Below are 17268 nucleotides of genomic sequence, written 5' to 3'. Positions count from 1 at the left end.
GTATCACTTGGACCCCCTCGCCAGCTGTCCGGCGGCCGGCGTCGGCCCACCGCCCTCGTAGGTGACCCGCCACAGGGCCGACTTGGCGTCCGAGGTGAAGAAGCCGCGGCCGTAGTCCAGGACGTACAGCGCGCCGTCCGGACCGAACTTCCAGCCCATCAGGTTCTTGATGCCGTCGTTGCCGACCGGCACGATCTTCTTCAGGGACTCAGAGTGCACCGGCAGACCGCCGTCGCCCTGCGTCTTCGGATCCATCAGCACCGCGTTGCGCGGCTGGTCGGCGTCGTAGAAGTCACCGACGAACCACTTGCCGTCCCAGTACGCCGGCCACTTGGTCTCGCTGGCGTTGTCGGCGTCGTAGCGGTAGACCGGGCCGTTCATCGCGGCCTGGCCGCCGCCCTTGAGCCAGGGCAGCCGGTAGACGGCCTCGTCCTCGTCGTACGAGGGGATCCCGTTCTCGTCGCGCGGGAAGTCGGGGCCGCCGCCCTGCGGCGAGTACCAGATGTTGTTGCCGGTCACCGGCGGCAGGTTGACCAGGCCGTCGTTGTTCGGCGACTCGTTCTTCGGGTGGTCGCAGTCGTACCAGCCCAGCGGCTTGGTCGGGTCCGGCAGGTTCCGGTCCCGGTACGGCTGCTTGTTGCCCATGCAGTACGGCCAGCCGCGGTTGCTCGCCTTGGTGATGGTGGCGAACGTGTCGTACTTGGCCGGACCCCACGTCGGCGACGGAGCGCCGGCGTCCGGGCCGACCCAGCCCGCGTACAGGGTGTCGGTCTTCTTGTCGACGGAGATGCGCGCCGGGTTGCGGACGCCCATCACGTAGATCTCGCCGCGCGTCTTGCCGCCGCCCTCGGCGGTCTCCTTGCCGGTGAAGAGGTTGCCCTCGGGGAGCGTGTACGTCCCGTCCGCCTCCGGGTGGATGCGCAGGATCTTGCCGTTGAGGTTGTTGGTGTTGCCGGCGGTGCGGCGGGCGTCGGCGAAGGACACGCCCTTGAAGTTGGGCTCCGGGTTGTTGCCGGAGTAACCGTCACTGAACTGGCTGGAGTTGTTGTCACCGGTGGCGATGTACAGGTTCCCCTTGGAGTCCCAGGCCATCCCGCCGCCCGCGTGGCAGCAGCTGTGGATCTGCACCGGCCACTTCAGCAGCACCTTCTCGCTGCCCAGGTCCAGCTTGTTGGTCGCCAGGTCCAGGGTGAAGCGGGAGACGCGCCGCTCGGCCATGTGCGTGTCGCGGTTGATCTCGGAGTGCGGGGTGTAGTGCAGGTACACCCACCCGTTCTCCTCGAACTTCGGGTCCAGCTCGATGCCGAGCAGGCCCTCCTCGACCTTGACCAGCTCGTCGCCGCCGCCCTTGTTGCCGAAGACGGTCAGTTCACCGGCGAGGGTGACCTTGTCGGTCTTGGGGTCCCAGACGTGGATCTGGCCCGTGCCCTTGCCGATGTCCGGGTCGTTCCAGTCGGTCACCACCGGCTGGGAGGAGTCCGCGCCGCCGCGGCCGATGTAGAAGACGCGGCCGTCGGGGGCGGTGACCAGGCCGTGGGGTTCGCCGATCTGGTCGTTCTGGCCGGGCTGATTGGGCTCGGTGAGCCGCTCGGCCTTGTAGTTGGCGTCGATGGTCGCCTTGCAGTCGGCCTGCGAGAGCCGGGTCGTCCACAGCAGGGCGCCGCGCAGATGCGTGCGGAAGTCGGTCTCGTCGTACGACGACACCGTGCCGCCCATGCCGGTGTAGAAGGACCGGCCGCCGTCGTAGTCCCGGCACCAGCTGACCGGGTGGTCCGCCCCGTTGGCGCTCGCGCCGGGCGCGTACGTCGACTCGCGCACCCGGGCCACGGTGTGCACGTCGCCGGACGGGTTCTCCTTCCAGTTCAGCCACTGGTCGGGGCGCTTCCACTCCATCGGCAGGTCCTTGGTGGCCGGATGCCGCCGGTCACCTACCTCCACCGTGGCCCGCTGGACCTTCGTCGGACTGTCGGCGGCCGGGCGGGCGCCGACCAGACCGGTGAACCAGTCCGAGTACGGCTCCGCGCGGGCCGCGTCGTGGAGGCCGACGAACCCGCCGCCGGCCTCCATGTACGCCTCGAGACCCGCTTCCTGAGCGGGCGTCAGGACGTCGCCGCCGCCGGTCAGGAACACGACCGCGTTGAAGCGGCCGAGCTTCTTCTCGTTGGTGAAGACATTGGCGTTGTCCGTGGCCTCGACCTTGAACTGCTCCTTGGCCGGGCCGGAAAGGCCGATCCGCTCGATGGCCGCGATCCCGGCGTTCACGACCGGCGACTCGTCCCCGTCCGCGGCGGAGCCGTAGAAGATCAGCACCCGTACGTTGGCGCCGCCCGGCGGCGACTTGATCGACATCGTTGTCAGAGATGGATCCGGCGCCGGACGTGCGCTGGCGGCAGGGCCGGCCAGCAGTCCCGCGGCGACGAAAGCGGCGGTGGCGCACGCCGCCCAGCCTTTTCTTCTCGCGCTCAACCCGCTTAAGGGCATGGGCACCTCCTCGGTCACGGCAGCAGCGCCAAGGAAGCTAGACCTCTTTGCGCGGTACGCCAATAGGTATGACCGGGATCCAACGAACTTTGTCCTGAGTGTGGATAAACACGGCGGCAACCGGTACGGTCCCACAGGTTCGTCACAGCCAATCAGGTCCTGGGTCTGCGCACATTCCGTATCGGCGTGGGGAGTTCGGCATGGACAGGCGAGGCTTCAACCGACGGGTACTGCTGGGCGGCGCGGCCGCCGCGACATCGTTGTCCATCGCCCCGGAGGCCGCGGGCGCGGCACCCGCGGCCAAGGGAATCACCGCGAGGACGGCGCCGGCCGGAGGCGAGGTGAGACACCTCAAGATGTACGCCGAGAAGCTGCCCGACGGGCGGATGGGCTACGGCTTCGAGAAGGGCAAGGCCTCCGTCCCGGGCCCGCTGATCGAGCTCAACGAGGGCGACACGCTGCACATCGAGTTCACCAACACGATGGACGTACGGGCCAGTCTGCACGTCCACGGCCTGGACTACGAGATCTCCAGCGACGGCACCGCGATGAACAAGAGCGACGTCGAGCCCGGCGGTACCCGCACCTACACCTGGCGCACCCACAAGCCCGGACGCCGCGACGACGGCACCTGGCGGTCGGGCAGCGCGGGCTACTGGCACTACCACGACCACGTCGTCGGCACCGAACACGGCACCGGGGGCATCCGCAAGGGCCTCTACGGTCCCGTTGTCGTGCGCCGCAAGGGTGACGTGCTGCCGGACGCCACGCACACGATCGTCTTCAACGACATGACCATCAACAACCGTGAGCCGCACACCGGGCCCGACTTCGAGGCCACGGTGGGCGACCGCGTCGAGATCGTCATGATCACGCACGGCGAGTACTACCACACCTTCCACATGCACGGTCACCGCTGGGCGGACAACCGCACCGGCCTGCTCACCGGCCCCGACGACCCGACCCGCGTCATCGACAACAAGATCACCGGACCCGCCGACTCCTTCGGTTTCCAGATCGTCGCGGGGGAGGGAGTGGGCGCCGGGGCGTGGATGTACCACTGCCATGTGCAGAGCCACTCCGACATGGGGATGGTGGGCCTGTTCCTGGTGAAGAAGCCGGACGGCACGATCCCCGGGTACGACCCGCACGCCCACGGCGGGACGACCGTGAAGAGCGCGGGGCCGGCCGGAGAGGCACCGGCGCAGGAACACGAGCACGAAGCGCACGAGCACTGAGCCGGCGCCGGCCGGACGGCCTCGCCCGGGACCGCGCGCGGCGCCGACCGGCTCCGCCGCCGACGAGCCGAACGGCTGCCGCTCGCCGTCCGTCGGCACACACACCCGTCCTGACCACCGAACAAGCACGTTTCCCGCCCCGAGAGCGCTCCCTCCCGCGCCCCGGCCTGCCGCTATCCTGAGCCGCAGCCGCCGAGGAGGAGCCGCCCGTGACCGAGACCGCGCCGCGCCCGACGCTCGAGGCCGTGGCCGAGCGCGCCGGGGTCTCGCGGGCCACCGTGTCCCGCGTGGTCAACGGCGCCCACGGGGTGCGGGACGAGCTGGCCGAGCGGGTCAGGCGCGCCGTGGAGGAACTCGGATACGTGCCCAACCAGGCCGCCCGCTCCCTGGTGACCCGGCGGCACCAGGCCATCGCCGTCGTCGCCGCGGAGCCGGAGACACGGGTCTTCGCCGACCCCTACTTCGCCCAGCAACTGCGCGGCATCAGCAAGGAACTGACGGCCCACGACAACCAGCTCGTGCTGCTGCTCACCGAGGGCCGCGAGGACCACGCCCGCGTCGGCCGCTACCTGGCCGGCGGGCACGTCGACGGCGCCCTCGTCTTCTCCCTGCACCTCGACGACCCGCTGCCCGGCCTGGTCCGCGGCGCCGGCCTGCCGGCCGTCTTCGGCGGGCGCCCCGACTGGGACGACGGACGGGGCGACGTGGTCTACGTGGACAGCGACAATCGCGGCGGCGCCCGTTCGGCCGTCCAGCACCTGGCCGGGCTCGGCCGCACCCGCGTCGCGCACATCACCGGCCCGCTCGACCAGACCTCCGCGGCCGACCGGCTCGAGGGCTTCCGCGAGGTCCGGGCCGACGCCGACCCGGGGCTGATCGCGCGGGGGGACTTCACCTCGGGCGGCGGGGAACGGGCGATGCGGGAACTGCTCGACCGGTGCCCCGACCTGGACGCCGTGTTCGCGGCCAACGACCTCACCGCGGCGGGCGCCCTGCGGGTACTGCGCGAGCGCGGGCGGCGGGTGCCGGACGACGTGGCGGTCGTGGGCTTCGACGACATGCTGCCCGTCGCCGAAGAGACCGACCCGCCGCTGACCACCGTCCGCCAGGACATCGAGGGCATGGGCCGGCTGATGGCCCGCCTGCTGCTGCGCGGCCTGGACGGCGGGGCGGCCGACGACGCCGACGACCCCCAGGCGCCGACGGCCACCCCGCCCGGCGTGATCCTGCCGACCACCCTCGTGCACCGCGCCACGGCGTGAACCGGTCGCGCCCCCGCGTTGCCCGGACCGCGCTCCTGGCTCGGACGCGGGGCACGCCCGCGCGCGAACCGGGGGCCGGGGGGCCGGGCGCCATCGCGTGAGCGCGGGCACCGGACCGGGCACGGATACGGGACGCACCGGTGCGCGAACTTGGCGGCAGGACGTGTCTCGGCGACCGGGGTCAGCCGGAGGTCCCCGGCGCCTGCGGCAGCCGCGTGGTCGGCCGGGCCGCTCCGGTCGGTCGGCCACGTCGCCGGGAGGGGGAAATGCCGGGAGCCAGTGCGAACCCGGGTGCCGGGCATCGACGTGAGTGCGAGCGCCGGACGCGCCCTCGGGCCCTACCCCTGGCGCGGCGCCGGCCTGAGTACCGCGAACCGGGCGCCGTACGGGTCCGCGAGCCGTGCCACGCGGCCGACACCCTCGATGTCCGCCGCGGGCATCCGCACCGAGCCGCCCAGCTCCGTGGTCCGGGCGACCGTGGCGTCCGCGTCGTCGACCGCGAAGTACGGCAGCCACCCGGCATCCGTGTCCGCCGGGTCCTCGGCGAGCGGGACGACGCCGCCGAACATGGCCTCCTCGCCCTCTCCGGCCGGGTTGACGCAGGTGTAGGAACCGCCGGGGAAGGAGACGGCGGAGGTCTCCAGGCCGAGCACCGCACGGTAGTACGCGGCGGCCGCCGCGATGTCCGCCGTGTGCAGCTCGACCCAGCACAGGGCACCGGTCTCGCCGGCCACCTCCAGGCCGCCGCGCTGCCCCGGCTGCCAGATGCCGAACGGCACCCCGGCCCGGTCGGCGAGGATCGCCAGGGTGCCCTGCTCCATGACGTCCGTCGGCTGCACGAGGACACCGCCGCGGGCCTGCTCGGAGGCCTTGGCGGCGGCCCGGGCGTCCGGGGCCTGGAAGTACACGGTCCAGGACGGCGGGCCCTGCTCCTCGGTCGTACCCATGCCGCCGGCCACGATCCGGCCGTCCCGTTCGAAGAAGCCGTAGCCGCCGGCCTCCGGCCCCGCCGACCGGAACCGCCAGCCGAAGAGGCCGCCGTAGAAGGACGTTGCGCCGTCGAGGTCGGAGGTGCCGACGTCGAGCCAGTTCGGAGCGCCGGTGACGAAACGGGTGGTGAGCATGATCGCCCTCCTCGGAAGGGTCCCGTTGCCTGCACTGACGAGTCTTCCACCGACCACTGACAATCGCTTCCGCGCGCCGCCGTGCGCCGCCGTGCGGGGCGGAGGACCATCTGATCGGCTGCGGGTGCCGGACGCGCGGCGTTGATTACGCGTTGATCGAACGTTTTTCGTCTCCCGGCACGCTGCTGCCCATGCACATCGAGACGACCGCGACGCCCGACCTCAGCTGGCAGGAGCAGGCGTTGTGCGCGCAGACCGGGGGAGACTTCTTCTTCCCCGAGCCCGGCAGCTCCGTACGGGACGCGAAGCGGATCTGCGCCCTGTGCCCGATCCGCTCGACCTGCCTGGAGTTCGCCATGAGCAACGACGAGCGCTTCGGCGTCTGGGGCGGACTGTCGGAGAAGGAGCGGCTGGCTCTGCGCCGCACCACCCCCTGACCCGGACCGCGCGCACCCACCCCGAGCGCGGACCACACCCACACCCGAGCGCGGACCGCACCCACCTCCAGCGCGGACGCCGGTGGGCGGGCCGCGGGTGAATCGCTGTGCCGCCCCGCCCCGCCGGGCCGACTTCCCGCATGCCCCCAGGCGCCGCCCAGCACGAGGCCGAGAGCCTGCTGCACGCCCTCGACCCGCTCGCCCACCCGCAGCGCATCCGGGAACTCGTGGCGCGCGCACGGGAGTCGGCCGACCCGCGGCCCCTGCCCGCCGAGAAGGAAGCGGTCCGGCTCGCCGCGGTCCGCTTCCCCGCGCCGGACGCGGCCGCACTGATCACCGAGGCCTGCACGGAAGCCGACGAGGACGACGACGCGGGGGAGCGGCGGGGCCGGCCGCCCGGCAACGCGTCGAGTACCTGGTCGGCGGCTTCGGGGCGACCGTCTTCCGCTCCGGGACGGCGTTCCGCCCGGCCGCCCTCGCCGCCGCCGAACTGCTCGCCGGGTACGACGCCCACGTGGTGCAGGCCACCGTGCTCGCGGCCGTCCACGTCGACCTGGACGCCGTACCGCCGCGCCTCGACCGGGTGACCGCTCTGCCGGAGCCCGACCGCCCGGCGCTCGCCGCGCGGATCGCCGGTGACGTCGGCGAACGCCTGCAGGGCTGGGAGCCGCAGGGCGACGCCGCGGTGCTGCTCGCCGAGGCCAGGGCGCCGGCCGGGCACGGCGGCCATGCCGAGGGACTCATGGCCGTCGCCGTCACCGGCGCGCTCGGCGGACGCGAGGACTGGCCCCGCTCCTTGGCGCGAACTGCTGCGCACCCTGCGCCGCCACCCGGTCCCCGACGTACGCGACGCGGCACCGCAGGAGACGACGGTCCACGAGTGACGCCGGTCCGCGCGCGGAAGCGGCGCGGGGGCGGGCGCGGAAGCCGTAGCGGCGTGGGGCGGGGGCGCGGGGGCGGCTGCGGTCAGCCCGCCGCCCGGGCCGCCATCCGGGCCTTGCGCGCCGCCAGCTTCTCGTCGAACTTGGCGGCCTCGGCGTCCAGCCCGCCCATGTACAGCCCGAGCTCCTCCTGAGCCGCCTGCCCCTCGGGACCGAGGCCGTCGATCTCCATGATCTTCAGGAAGCGCAGCACCGGCTGGATCACGTCGTCGTGGTGGATGCGCAGGTTGTAGACCTCGCCGATCGCCATCTGCGCGGCGGCCCGCTCGAAGCCGGGCATGCCGTGCCCCGGCATCCGGAAGTTGACCACGACGTCCCGGACCGCCTGCATCGTCAGGTCGGGCGCCAGCTCGAAGGCCGCCTTGAGCAGGTTCCGGTAGAAGACCATGTGCAGGTTCTCGTCGGTCGCGATGCGGGCCAGCATGCGGTCGCAGACCGGGTCGCCGGACTGGTGGCCCGTGTTGCGGTGCGAGATGCGGGTGGCCAGCTCCTGGAAGGCCACGTACGCCACCGAGTGCAGCATCGAGTGCCGGTTGTCCGACTCGAAGCCCTCGCTCATGTGGGCCATGCGGAACTGCTCCAGCTGGTCCGGGTCGACCGCGCGCGAGGCGAGCAGGTAGTCGCGCATCACGATGCCGTGCCGGCCCTCCTCGGCGGTCCAGCGGTGCACCCAGGTGCCCCAGGCGCCGTCGCGGCCGAAGAGGCTGGCGATCTCGTGGTGGTAGCTGGGGAGGTTGTCCTCCGTCAGCAGGTTCACCACCAGGGCGATCCGGCCGATCTCGGTGACCTTGGACTGCCCCTTCTCCCAGGCCTCGCCGTCCTCGAAGATCCCCGGGAAGTTCCGGCCGTCGGTCCACGGCACGTACTCGTGCGGCATCCAGTCCTTGGCGACCTTCAGATGCCGGTTGAGTTCCTGCTCGACCACTTCCTCCAGCGCGTACAGCAGCCGGGCGTCGGTCCATTCTGCGGAAGTGCCGAGGTGCGGGGAGACGATCGTCACGGAGAACTCCAGGGGGACGTGCGACAGAGCGAAGCAGCCGGCGAGCGGTGCCGGGAACCTACGGGATCGTAGGCTACGAAACCGTAGGTTACGAGAGCGTAGGTTAAACGCACTGTAAAGGTCGCTGATCAGCCACCATTCGGCGGGGTGCGACGAGGCCCCCGAGACCCGCAGGTCGGGGCCGGACGGGCACCATCCGCACCGCGCTCAGGCGTACAGCTCCCGCAGCCGGACCGAGAGGCACGTCACACAGCCCTCCAGCTTCTCGAACTCCCCGATGTCGACGAGCACCGGCTCGTGACCGAGGTCGGCGAGCAGCTCCGCCGTCTTCGGCGCGCTCGCCGCCATCAGCAGCTTGGCGCCGCCGAGCAGCACCACGTGCGCCCCCGACTCCTCCGGCACCGGCAGGAAACGGGGGAACAGCGAGGGCACGTCCGTCATCGGGATGTGCCCGAGCACCGTCCCGTCCGGCAGCGCGGTGACCGCCGACTTCAGGTGCAGCACCTTGCTGACGGGCACGGCGACGACCCGGGCACCCAGCGGCTCGAACGCCGCCCGCAGCTGCTGGACGCCTGCCGCGTTGGTGCGCCCGCCGCGTCCCACGTAGATCGTGTCGCCGATCTTCAGCACGTCGCCGCCGTCCAGGGTGCCCGGCTCCCACACCCAGTTGACCGAGCAGCCGAGCCGGGCCACGGCCTCCTCGACGCCGGCCGTCTCCGCGCGCCGCGACTCGGCGCCGGGCCGCGTGATCAGCGCGACGTTGCGGTACATGACGACCGTGTCCTCGACGAAGACCGAGTCCGGGCAGTCGTCGGCCGGGTCCACCTCCAGCGTCTCCCAGCCGTGTGCTCCGAGGGTCTCGACGTAGGCGTCCCACTGCTCGACGGCAAGGCCGTGATCGACCTTCTCCCGCTCGATGTGCGTCACCAGCCCTTCGGCGAGCCGGGGACCGGGGCGGCGGACGAGGGCCTTCTTGCTGGGCACGCGGGGCCTTTCGTATCGGCGCGCGGCAGCGCGGATCGTGGCTGGGGGGCCGGCGCCCCTGACACGGCGCCGGTCCGCCATCATGCAGCGGGGACCTGGGCCGGCGGAACCCCCGCCGGCCCCTCGTAGCCCTCCTGAGATGCTCAGCGGTGCCGGAGCCGCGGGCCGCGGGGAACTCCCGCGGGGTCGAACACGGCCGACGGCTTCCCCCGACGCTAGGCGGGATACCCGACGGACTCCGGCGCGGTTTCCCTCAGTTCTCCCTCCTCGAACAGCAGCCAGCGCGTGATGCCGAGCGACCCCAGGAACGGCATGTCGTGGCTGGCCACGATCAGCGCGCCCTCGTAGGACTCCAGCGCCGTGGTGAGCTGCCGCACGCTCGCCATGTCCAGGTTGTTCGTCGGCTCGTCCAGCATCAGCAGCTGCGGCGCGGGCTCGGCCAGCATCAGCGCCGCCAGCGCCGCCCGGAAGCGTTCGCCGCCGGACAGCGTGGCCGCCTGCTGGTCGGCGCGGGCGCCCCGGAACAGGAAGCGCGCCAGCCGCGCCCTGATCCGGTTGCCGGTGGCGCCCGGCGCGAACCGGGCCACGTTCTCCGCCACACTCAGCTCGCCGTCGAGGACGTCCAACCGCTGCGGCAGGAACCGGAGCGGCACGTGCGCCCTCGCCTCGCCCGCCACCGGCTCCAGTTCGCCGGCGACGGTGCGCAGCAGCGTGGTCTTGCCCGCTCCGTTGCGCCCGATCAGCGCGATCCGCTCGGGACCGTACAGATCGAAGCCACCCTCCACACGGGCGCCGTAGGCCAGCTCCAGGTCCCGCAGGGTGAGCACGGTCCGGCCCGGCGGCACGGCCGTGTACGGCAGGTCGACGCGGATCTCGTCGTCGTCCCGCACGGCCTCCACCGCGTCGTCGAGCCGCTCCTTCGCCTCGGCGAGCTTCTCCTCGTGCATGATGCGGTACTTGCCGGCCGACTGCTGCGCCGTGCGGGCACGCAGCTTCATGACCGCCCGGGGCTCGCGCTTGGTGTCGTACATCTTCTGGCCGTAGCGCCGGCGCCGGGCCAGGGCGACCTGGGCGTCGGCGAGTTCGCGCTTCTGCTTGCGCAGGTCCGACTCGGCGACCCGCACCATCCGCTCGGCCGCCTCCTGCTCCACGGCCAGCGCCTCCTCGTACGCCGAGAGGTTCCCGCCGTACCAGGTGACCGAACCGGAACGCAGGTCGGCGATCTGGTCGACCAGTTCCAGCAGCTCGCGGTCGTGGCTCACCACGACCAGCACGCCCGGCCAGGTCCGGACGGCCGCGTACAGCCGCCGGCGCGCGTACACGTCGAGGTTGTTGGTGGGCTCGTCCAGGAGCAGGACGTCCGGCCGGCGCAGCAGCAGCGCGGCCAGGCGCAGCAGCACCGACTCGCCGCCCGAGACCTCGCCGACGGTGCGGTCGAGCCCCACGTGGCCCAGCCCCAGCTCGCCGAGCGTGGCGAGGGCGCGTTCCTCGACGTCCCAGTCGTCGCCGACGGTCTCGAAGTGCTCCTCGCTCGCGTCACCCGCCTCGATGGCGTGCAGCGCGGCCCGCCGCCCGGAGATGCCGAGCGCCTCGTCGACCCGCAGCGCGGTGTCGAGCGTGACGTGCTGCGGCAGGCAGCCCACCTCGCCGACGACCCGGACGGTGCCCTCGGCCGGGGTGAGCTGTCCGGCGATCAGCTTCAACAGGGTTGATTTGCCTGCTCCGTTGACGCCGACGAGGCCGGTCCTGCCGGGTCGGAAGGCGACGTCGAGTCCGTCGAAGACGGTGGTGCCGTCGGGCCAGGAGAAGGACAGGGACGTACAGGTGAGGGAAGCAGGGGAAGTAGACATACGGGGTCTCCGCGGTTGCTCGAAGCGGTCAGGGGCAAACGCGTATCGAGACACCGGAAGCGGGCGGCCGCCGTCGGACGAGGGGAGCGCACAGAAAAAAGCCCTGCTCCGCAAGGAGGCTCGGACGGCTCGAACGCCGAGGTCGCACGCGGCGCACACACGTGAGATACGTGTGGCGCGGTGTCTCAGGACCTCAGACGAGCAACGTCCTTCTCCGATCGGCGGCAACAGAAGCGATAACGAACCTAAGAGAGACCGGTTGGCCTGTCAACGCATTTACGCGGACCCCGAGGAGGCCCCCGTGCCCAACGGCTCGCTCTCACTGCCGGCCCGGCTCTGCCTGCTGGCCTGGGACCCGGCGCGGTCCACGGCCGCAGACACCGCCCGGGTCCACCACCTGGTGCGCGCCGGCGCGCTCACCGAACTGGCCCGGCGCGGTCTGCTCACCGACGACGAGGGCATCGCCACGCCCGCCGACCTGGACTCCCGCACCGGGGACGCCGTCCTCGACGGCCTGCTGGAGCTCGTCCGCGAGTCGATGCCGCGCCGGTGGCGCACGTGGGTGCGGCTGCACGCCCGGGTCACCTACGACGCCGTGCGGGAGCAGCTCGTGGCCGAGGGGTACGTGCGTGCCGAGAAGAAGCGCGTGCTCGGGGTGTTCCCGTCGGTGGACTACGTGCTCGCGCGCGTCGCCGTGGCGCGGGCGCTGCGCGAGGAGGCGCGGCACGTCCTGGAGGGGGCGCTGCCGGCCGGGGAGGTCTCCGAGCGGGACGCGGCCATGGCCGCGCTGGCGGCCGCCGCCGAACTGGGTGTCCCGGAGGGCGCGGGGAGCGGAGCGCGCGGCCGGGAACGGATCGCGGAGCTGACCGGGCGGTGCGGGAGTGCGGCACCCGGCATGCGGAAGATCGTGGGCGAGGTGTGGGGCGCGGTGCGCGACGAGACCGCACAGGCGCAGGCACAGGCGCCGGCGTCGGCGGGCGGCTGAGCGGCGGCCCGTCGCTGCGGAGCCCGGAAACGGGAGACCCGGGGACGGGAGGCCCGGGGACGGCGGGCCGCGGGGACGGTCAGCAGCTCCCGCGCATCAGCTCCGCGAGTTCGTGGTCCAGGTCCAGCTGGAGGTGCTCCAGACCCACCGGCACCAGCTCGCCGGCGGCCTGCAGGAACCGGCGCAGCTCGCCCGAGCGCACATGGATCACGGCGGTGCCCTCGGGCGCGTGGAACTCCAGGACGGTGCGGTCGTACCCGTACGGGCGCACCCGGACGTCGCCGTGCCCGTTCGGCTCCCGCATCCCGGCGATGAGCAGCTCGCGGGAGAAGGTCCAGCAGACCTCCACGCCCTCGAGCGTGGCCGGGGCGGGGAAGGTCATGCGGACGGCGAACGGGTCACGGCGGTCGTAGTGCAGGGTGGCGGGGATGCTCGGCATACGCGGCGCGGCGGCGACGAGACGCGCCTCGACGGGCTGCTCGATGACGGTGTACAACGCCTTGCTCCCTCGTGACGGCTGGACGGGCTTCGGGGGTGGTGCGGGCCGGGCACTGGAAGAGACGTCGGAATCAGCCCATCCGTGCACACGACGAGCGAGTGACCTCTGTCACCGCGTTCATGCCCGGGAGTGACAGGGCTCTCCTCCCGTGCCCCGAAGGGCACTTGCGGCCCTCGTGCGCCACGCGTGCGTGGGGGAGGCACCGGCCGACGCCCTCTGGACGGCGCCCGGGTGGTGGGCTAGCTTCGCCCGCCATGAGGCGCTTGGGAAGCATGCGACGCACGGTACGTTCCGTCCGAGCCGGCGGCAGGCGTACGGGGCGGGTGGCGCTCGCGGGGGCGGTCTGCGCGGCGGCGCTGGCCGCGCTGACGGCCGTGCCCGCCCAGGCGCACCAGCGGCCGCAGTGGGACGTGAAGGACACCGGGGCCGCCGACGTCCGGTTCCGGGGGCTCGCCGCCGTCAGCCGCCACACCGCCTGGGTGGCCGGCACCCGGGGCACCGTGCTGCGCACCACCGACGGCGGTGACACCTGGCGCGACGTCTCCCCACCCGGCGCCGGTGAACTGGAGTTCCGGGACATCGAGGCATTCGACGCCCGCCGGGCCGTGGCTCTGTCCATCGGTGAGGGCGAGGCGTCCCGGGTCTACCGCACCGAGGACGGCGGGGCGACCTGGACCGAGTCCTTCCGCAACACCGACGCCCGGGCGTTCTACGACTGCCTCACCTTCTTCGACCGCCGTCACGGCCTCGCCATGAGCGACCCGGTGGACGGGAGGTTCCGCATCCTGTCGACCAGTGACGGCGGCCGCTCGTGGAAGGTGCTGCCGGACGCGGGGATGCCGGCCGCGCAGGCAGGGGAGGCCGGGTTCGCGGCCAGTGGCCAGTGCCTGGTCTCCGCCGGGCCGAGGGACGTGTGGCTGGCCACCGGCGGGGCCGCACGCGCGCGCGTACTGCACTCCGCCGACCGCGGGCTCACCTGGACGGCCGCCGACGCCCCGGTCCCGGCCGGTGACCCCGCCCGTGGCGTCTTCGCCCTCGCCTTCCGCGACCGCGCCCACGGCCTCGCCGTCGGCGGCGACTACCGCCCCGAGCAGGCCTCCCCGCGGGCCGCCGCCCGGACGGGCGACGCCGGCCGCACCTGGCGCCCCGCCGATCGGCCGCCGCCCGCCTACCGCTCCGGCGTCGCCTGGCTCCCGCACAGCCGCACCGCCGCCCTCGCCGTCGGACCGACCGGCACCGACCTCACCACGGACGGCGGCCACACCTGGCGCACGGTCGACACCGGGTCCTACGACACCGTGGACTGCACCCCGGACCTGGGCTGTTGGGCCGCGGGTGAGCAGGGCCGGGTCGCCCGGCTGGAGCGCTGACGCCGGGCGGACCGGGGTGTTTGTCCGTAACGTGGGTAACCGTTCGCTGAACGTGAGAGGAAGTGAGCGGACATGCCGAGCGGTTCGAACTCCAAACGGGAGCGGCAGTACGAGCACATCAGGAAGAGCGCGAAGGACCGCGGCGAGAGCACCGGCCGCGCCAAGGAGATCGCGGCGCGGACGGTGAACAAGGAGCGCGCGCAGTCCGGCGAGTCGAAGACCGCCAGCCGTACGTCGACGCAGGACAAGTCGCCGAGCAAGCGCGGCGGCCAGCGGTCCGGGAACCGTCAGGGACCCCAGGGGCCCACCTACGACCAGCTGTACCAGGAGGCCAAGCGCCGTGACGTCCACGGCCGTTCGAGCATGAACAAGGGCGAGCTGCGCCAGGCACTGGGCAAGTGAGCCGCGGCTACTGGCCGAGCGTCTCCCGGTAGCGCGCCGGCGCGGGCGCCGCCTTCGCGGCGACGAACTCGGTGACGCGGTACGCGTGCACGCCGGCTCCGACGAACGGGCCGCCCGCGGTGATCGCCTCGGTCCGCGCACGGTCCCCCGCGACGGCGAGGATCACCCCGCCGTCGCGGGGCTCCTTGCGCCCGGACGCCAGGAGGACGCCCTGCTCGTACAGTCCGTCGAGCCAGGCCCCGTGGTCCTCCAGCACGGCGTCGACGGCTTCGAGCGGGGCGGTGCAGGACCGGCCGGTACGAAAACGATCGCGAGCCTGCTCCGGGCTCCCGTAGGCTTGCGGCCACCATGACGCCCGTGACCGTGCAGATCCCCGCCGACTGGCCCGCGACCGAGGAGCGGGCCCGCGCCGTCCAGGACGAACTGCGCGCACACGTGGTGCTCGACGAGCCCGGACCGCCGCCCGGCACCGGCCGGGTGACCGGCGTGGACGTCGCCTACGACGACGAACGCGACGTCGTCGCGGCGGCGGCCGTCGTGCTGGACGCGGAGAGCCTCGCCGTCGTCGCCGAGGCCACGGCCGTCGGGCGGATCTCCTTCCCCTACGTGCCCGGTCTGCTGGCGTTCCGGGAGATCCCGACCGTGCTCGCCGCCCTGGAGGCGCTGCCCTGCCCGCCCGGCCTGGTCGTGTGCGACGGGTACGGCCTGGCCCACCCGCGCCGCTTCGGCCTCGCGAGCCACTTGGGCGTGCTCACCGGCCTGCCCACGCTCGGCGTGGCCAAGAACCCGTTCACCTTCACGTACGACGACCCGGACGCCCCGCGCGGCAGCACGTCCCCGCTGCTCGCCGGCGCGGAGGAGGTCGGGCGTGCGGTGCGTACCCGCGACGCCGTGAAGCCGGTCTTCGTCTCCGTCGGGCACCGGATGAGCCTCGGCAACGCCTGCGCCCACACACTGGCCCTGGCGCCCGCCTACCGGTTGCCCGAGACCACCCGCAGGGCCGACGCGCTGTGCCGCGCGGCCCTGCGGACGGCCGCCCGCGGGGTCCCCGGCGAGCGCGCCCCCGGGGATGTACCGGGCCCCGGTGCGAGCACTCGGACGATCTGAGTATCCGTACGGATGTGCCGGCATCCGCCCCACCGCCAGGCTGAGGGCATGACGACACGCCGCGCACCCACGAAATCGGGCCGGACCGGCCGGCCCGTCGAGCGCACCGTGGTCGCGGGGCTCGTGCTGGCGCTGGGCGCGGGGCTGGCCTGGATCGGCGGAATGATCTACACCATCGCCGGGTGGGCCGGGTAGGCCCCGGACCACCGCGCCACCGCGCCACCGCGTCACCGCGTCACCGCGTCACCGCGTCACCGCGTCACCGCGTCACCGCGTCACCGCGTCACCGCGTCACCGCGTCACCGCGGCCTCAGCGGGTCGCGGCCACCCGGAAGCCGATACCCGCCGCCCGCAGCCGCTCGGTCAGCGCGTCGCCCATCGCCACCGCCGTCGTGACCTGCCCGGCCGTCGGCGGCAGGGTGTCGAGGGCGAGACACAGCGCCGCCTCGGCGAACATCTTGGCCGTCTCGTCGTACCCGGGGTCGCCGCCCGCGACCTCGGTGAACACCTTCCGGCCGCCGCCCTCGCCCACGAAGCGGACCGAGAACCAGCTCTTCGCCCGCCGCTCGGCGCTCGGCCCGTCACCGGGTTCGAGCCGACCGGACAGCCAGCGCCGCGCGGGCGGCACCTGGGCCGCCGCCACCAGCGCGCCCACGGCCGCCACCCCGCCCACCGCGACGGGCAGCCGCCGCACGGCCGCGTAGTGGCGGTAGCGGAAGTCCGGGCCGTAGCGGTCCAGGGCCTTGGCGGACCGGCGCACGATCTGCGCGTCGACGGTCGGCAGCGGCAGCGCCCAGGCGCCCACCTCCCCGGCGAACCGCGGCGCCCCCGTCGGCGTCGCCACGCGGCGGCCCACCAGCCGGGGCTCGTGCCGCCGGCGTTCCAGCGCGGCTGCCCGCAGTTGGCGGCCGCGCGCAAACTGGCCCAGCGCGGAGGCGAACGTACCGCCCGAGAACGCGGCCCCGGCGGTCACGAAGCCGTCCACGCTCAGCGGCACGCCCTCCGGCAGCTGCCGCACGGTGAAGTACACGCCGAGGTCGTGCGGGACGGAGTCGAAACCGCAGGCGTGCACCAGCCGGGCGCCGGTCTCCCGCGCGCGGGCGTCGTGGCGGACATACGTCAGGTCCACGAACTCGGGCTCCCCGGTGAGGTCGAGGTAATCCGTGCCGGCGTCCGCGCAGGCGGCGACCAGCGCGTCGCCGTACCGGACGTAGGGACCGACGGTGGTGGCCACCACGCGCGCGTGCTCGGCGAGTTCCCGCAGCGAGTCCGGATCGGACACGTCCGCGCGCAGCACGCCGACGTCCGCCGCGCCGGGCAGCCGGTCGCGCAGCCGGCGCAGCTTCTCCTCGTTGCGGCCCCCGATCGCCCAGCGCAGCCCCTGTGGCGTGTGCGCGGCGAGGTACTTCGCCGTCAGTTCGCCGACGAACCCCGTCGCCCCGAACAGCACGATGTCGTACGGCCGGTCGGCCGCCTTCAGCCTGCTCATGACATCCCTCCGTCACCCGTCGGCAACCCCTGGGTCCGCAGCACGCGCCGTTGCCGGTGGCTGAGGCTAGCGTGAGGATCGCGCGGCCCGGAGAGGAGC

Annotated in this window: 16 protein-coding genes and 1 pseudogene; 9 read left to right on the top strand and 8 right to left on the bottom strand. The window is 73.2% G+C overall.

Annotated features, from left to right (window positions below):
* Positions 1-3: 3 nt before the first annotated feature.
* Positions 4-2481 carry a ThuA domain-containing protein gene (locus tag ABS735_RS22555; RefSeq protein WP_373900775.1) on the bottom strand — a complete coding sequence of 826 codons (2478 nt, stop codon included), beginning with the start codon at positions 2479-2481 and terminating at the stop codon, positions 4-6.
* Between the two features lie 200 nt (positions 2482-2681).
* On the opposite strand from ABS735_RS22555, the gene ABS735_RS22550 reads away from it, so the two are divergent.
* Positions 2682-3719 (top strand): multicopper oxidase domain-containing protein, encoded by a 1038-nt coding sequence (locus ABS735_RS22550; RefSeq protein WP_373900776.1) that lies wholly within the window; start codon positions 2682-2684, stop codon positions 3717-3719.
* Positions 3720-3928: 209 nt separating this feature from the next.
* Positions 3929-4981 (top strand): LacI family DNA-binding transcriptional regulator, encoded by a 1053-nt coding sequence (locus tag ABS735_RS22545; protein ID WP_373900778.1) that lies wholly within the window; start codon positions 3929-3931, stop codon positions 4979-4981.
* Positions 4982-5319: 338 nt separating this feature from the next.
* On the opposite strand, the gene ABS735_RS22540 is transcribed toward ABS735_RS22545, so the two are convergent.
* Complete coding sequence (locus ABS735_RS22540) at positions 5320-6105, bottom strand: VOC family protein (RefSeq protein ID WP_373900779.1); 786 nt, start codon at positions 6103-6105, stop codon at positions 5320-5322.
* A gap of 191 nt (positions 6106-6296) precedes the next feature.
* Here ABS735_RS22540 and ABS735_RS22535 point away from each other — a divergent pair, with 191 nt between their 5' ends.
* Both ABS735_RS22535 and ABS735_RS22530 read left to right on the top strand, forming a co-directional pair.
* Positions 6297-6542: a WhiB family transcriptional regulator gene (locus tag ABS735_RS22535; RefSeq protein WP_125635199.1), complete on the top strand. Its 246-nt coding sequence runs from the start codon at positions 6297-6299 to the stop codon at positions 6540-6542.
* Positions 6543-6682: 140 nt separating this feature from the next.
* A complete protein-coding gene (locus ABS735_RS22530) occupies positions 6683-7129 on the top strand; it encodes a hypothetical protein (RefSeq protein WP_373900780.1) in 447 nt (148 codons plus the stop codon).
* A 379-nt stretch (positions 7130-7508) separates the two neighbouring features.
* Here the strand turns inward: ABS735_RS22530 and ABS735_RS22525 are convergent, their stop codons facing one another.
* The 3 genes from ABS735_RS22525 to ABS735_RS22515 form a co-directional block, all read right to left on the bottom strand.
* Positions 7509-8483 carry an acyl-ACP desaturase gene (locus ABS735_RS22525; RefSeq protein WP_373900781.1) on the bottom strand — a complete coding sequence of 325 codons (975 nt, stop codon included), beginning with the start codon at positions 8481-8483 and terminating at the stop codon, positions 7509-7511.
* 207 nt (positions 8484-8690) lie between these two features.
* Positions 8691-9467: a dimethylargininase gene (gene ddaH / locus ABS735_RS22520; RefSeq protein ID WP_373900782.1), complete on the bottom strand. Its 777-nt coding sequence runs from the start codon at positions 9465-9467 to the stop codon at positions 8691-8693.
* 215 nt (positions 9468-9682) lie between these two features.
* Positions 9683-11317 carry an ABC-F family ATP-binding cassette domain-containing protein gene (locus tag ABS735_RS22515; protein WP_373900783.1) on the bottom strand — a complete coding sequence of 545 codons (1635 nt, stop codon included), beginning with the start codon at positions 11315-11317 and terminating at the stop codon, positions 9683-9685.
* A gap of 301 nt (positions 11318-11618) precedes the next feature.
* On the opposite strand from ABS735_RS22515, the gene ABS735_RS22510 reads away from it, so the two are divergent.
* Positions 11619-12302, top strand: a complete 684-nt coding sequence (locus ABS735_RS22510) for a GOLPH3/VPS74 family protein (protein ID WP_373900784.1) — start codon at positions 11619-11621, stop codon at positions 12300-12302.
* A 79-nt stretch (positions 12303-12381) separates the two neighbouring features.
* Here the strand turns inward: ABS735_RS22510 and ssgD are convergent, their stop codons facing one another.
* On the bottom strand, positions 12382-12798 hold the full coding sequence (gene ssgD, locus ABS735_RS22505) for a spore wall synthesis regulator SsgD (RefSeq protein ID WP_373900785.1): 417 nt from the start codon (positions 12796-12798) through the stop codon (positions 12382-12384).
* Between the two features lie 275 nt (positions 12799-13073).
* On the opposite strand from ssgD, the gene ABS735_RS22500 reads away from it, so the two are divergent.
* Together ABS735_RS22500 and ABS735_RS22495 are read left to right on the top strand one after the other, a co-directional pair.
* Positions 13074-14171, top strand: coding sequence for a WD40/YVTN/BNR-like repeat-containing protein (locus tag ABS735_RS22500; RefSeq protein ID WP_373900786.1), 1098 nt, complete (start codon positions 13074-13076; stop codon positions 14169-14171).
* Between the two features lie 72 nt (positions 14172-14243).
* Positions 14244-14573 carry a plasmid stabilization protein gene (locus ABS735_RS22495; protein ID WP_373900787.1) on the top strand — a complete coding sequence of 110 codons (330 nt, stop codon included), beginning with the start codon at positions 14244-14246 and terminating at the stop codon, positions 14571-14573.
* Positions 14574-14580: 7 nt separating this feature from the next.
* Here ABS735_RS22495 and ABS735_RS22490 read toward each other — a convergent pair.
* Positions 14581-14856: pseudogene (locus ABS735_RS22490) on the bottom strand (YciI family protein); the annotation flags it as partial.
* 65 nt (positions 14857-14921) lie between these two features.
* On the opposite strand from ABS735_RS22490, the gene ABS735_RS22485 reads away from it, so the two are divergent.
* The gene (locus ABS735_RS22485) at positions 14922-15680 is read left to right on the top strand and encodes an endonuclease V (protein ID WP_373900788.1); all 759 of its coding nucleotides are present in this window, start codon (positions 14922-14924) and stop codon (positions 15678-15680) included.
* Positions 15681-15728: 48 nt separating this feature from the next.
* Entirely contained in the window at positions 15729-15875 is a 147-nt protein-coding gene (gene mmpA, locus ABS735_RS22480; RefSeq protein ID WP_373900789.1) for a morphogenic membrane protein MmpA, read from the top strand.
* Between the two features lie 115 nt (positions 15876-15990).
* On the opposite strand, the gene ABS735_RS22475 is transcribed toward mmpA, so the two are convergent.
* Entirely contained in the window at positions 15991-17169 is a 1179-nt protein-coding gene (locus tag ABS735_RS22475; RefSeq protein WP_373900790.1) for a saccharopine dehydrogenase family protein, read from the bottom strand.
* Between the last annotated feature and the right edge of the window lie 99 nt (positions 17170-17268).

Source organism: Streptomyces sp. MMCC 100 (assembly GCF_041538145.2).
GTDB lineage: Bacteria > Actinomycetota > Actinomycetes > Streptomycetales > Streptomycetaceae > Streptomyces.
The sequence above is the reverse complement of the archived record's forward strand: the minus strand, read 5'-3'. Positions and strand labels throughout refer to the sequence as shown.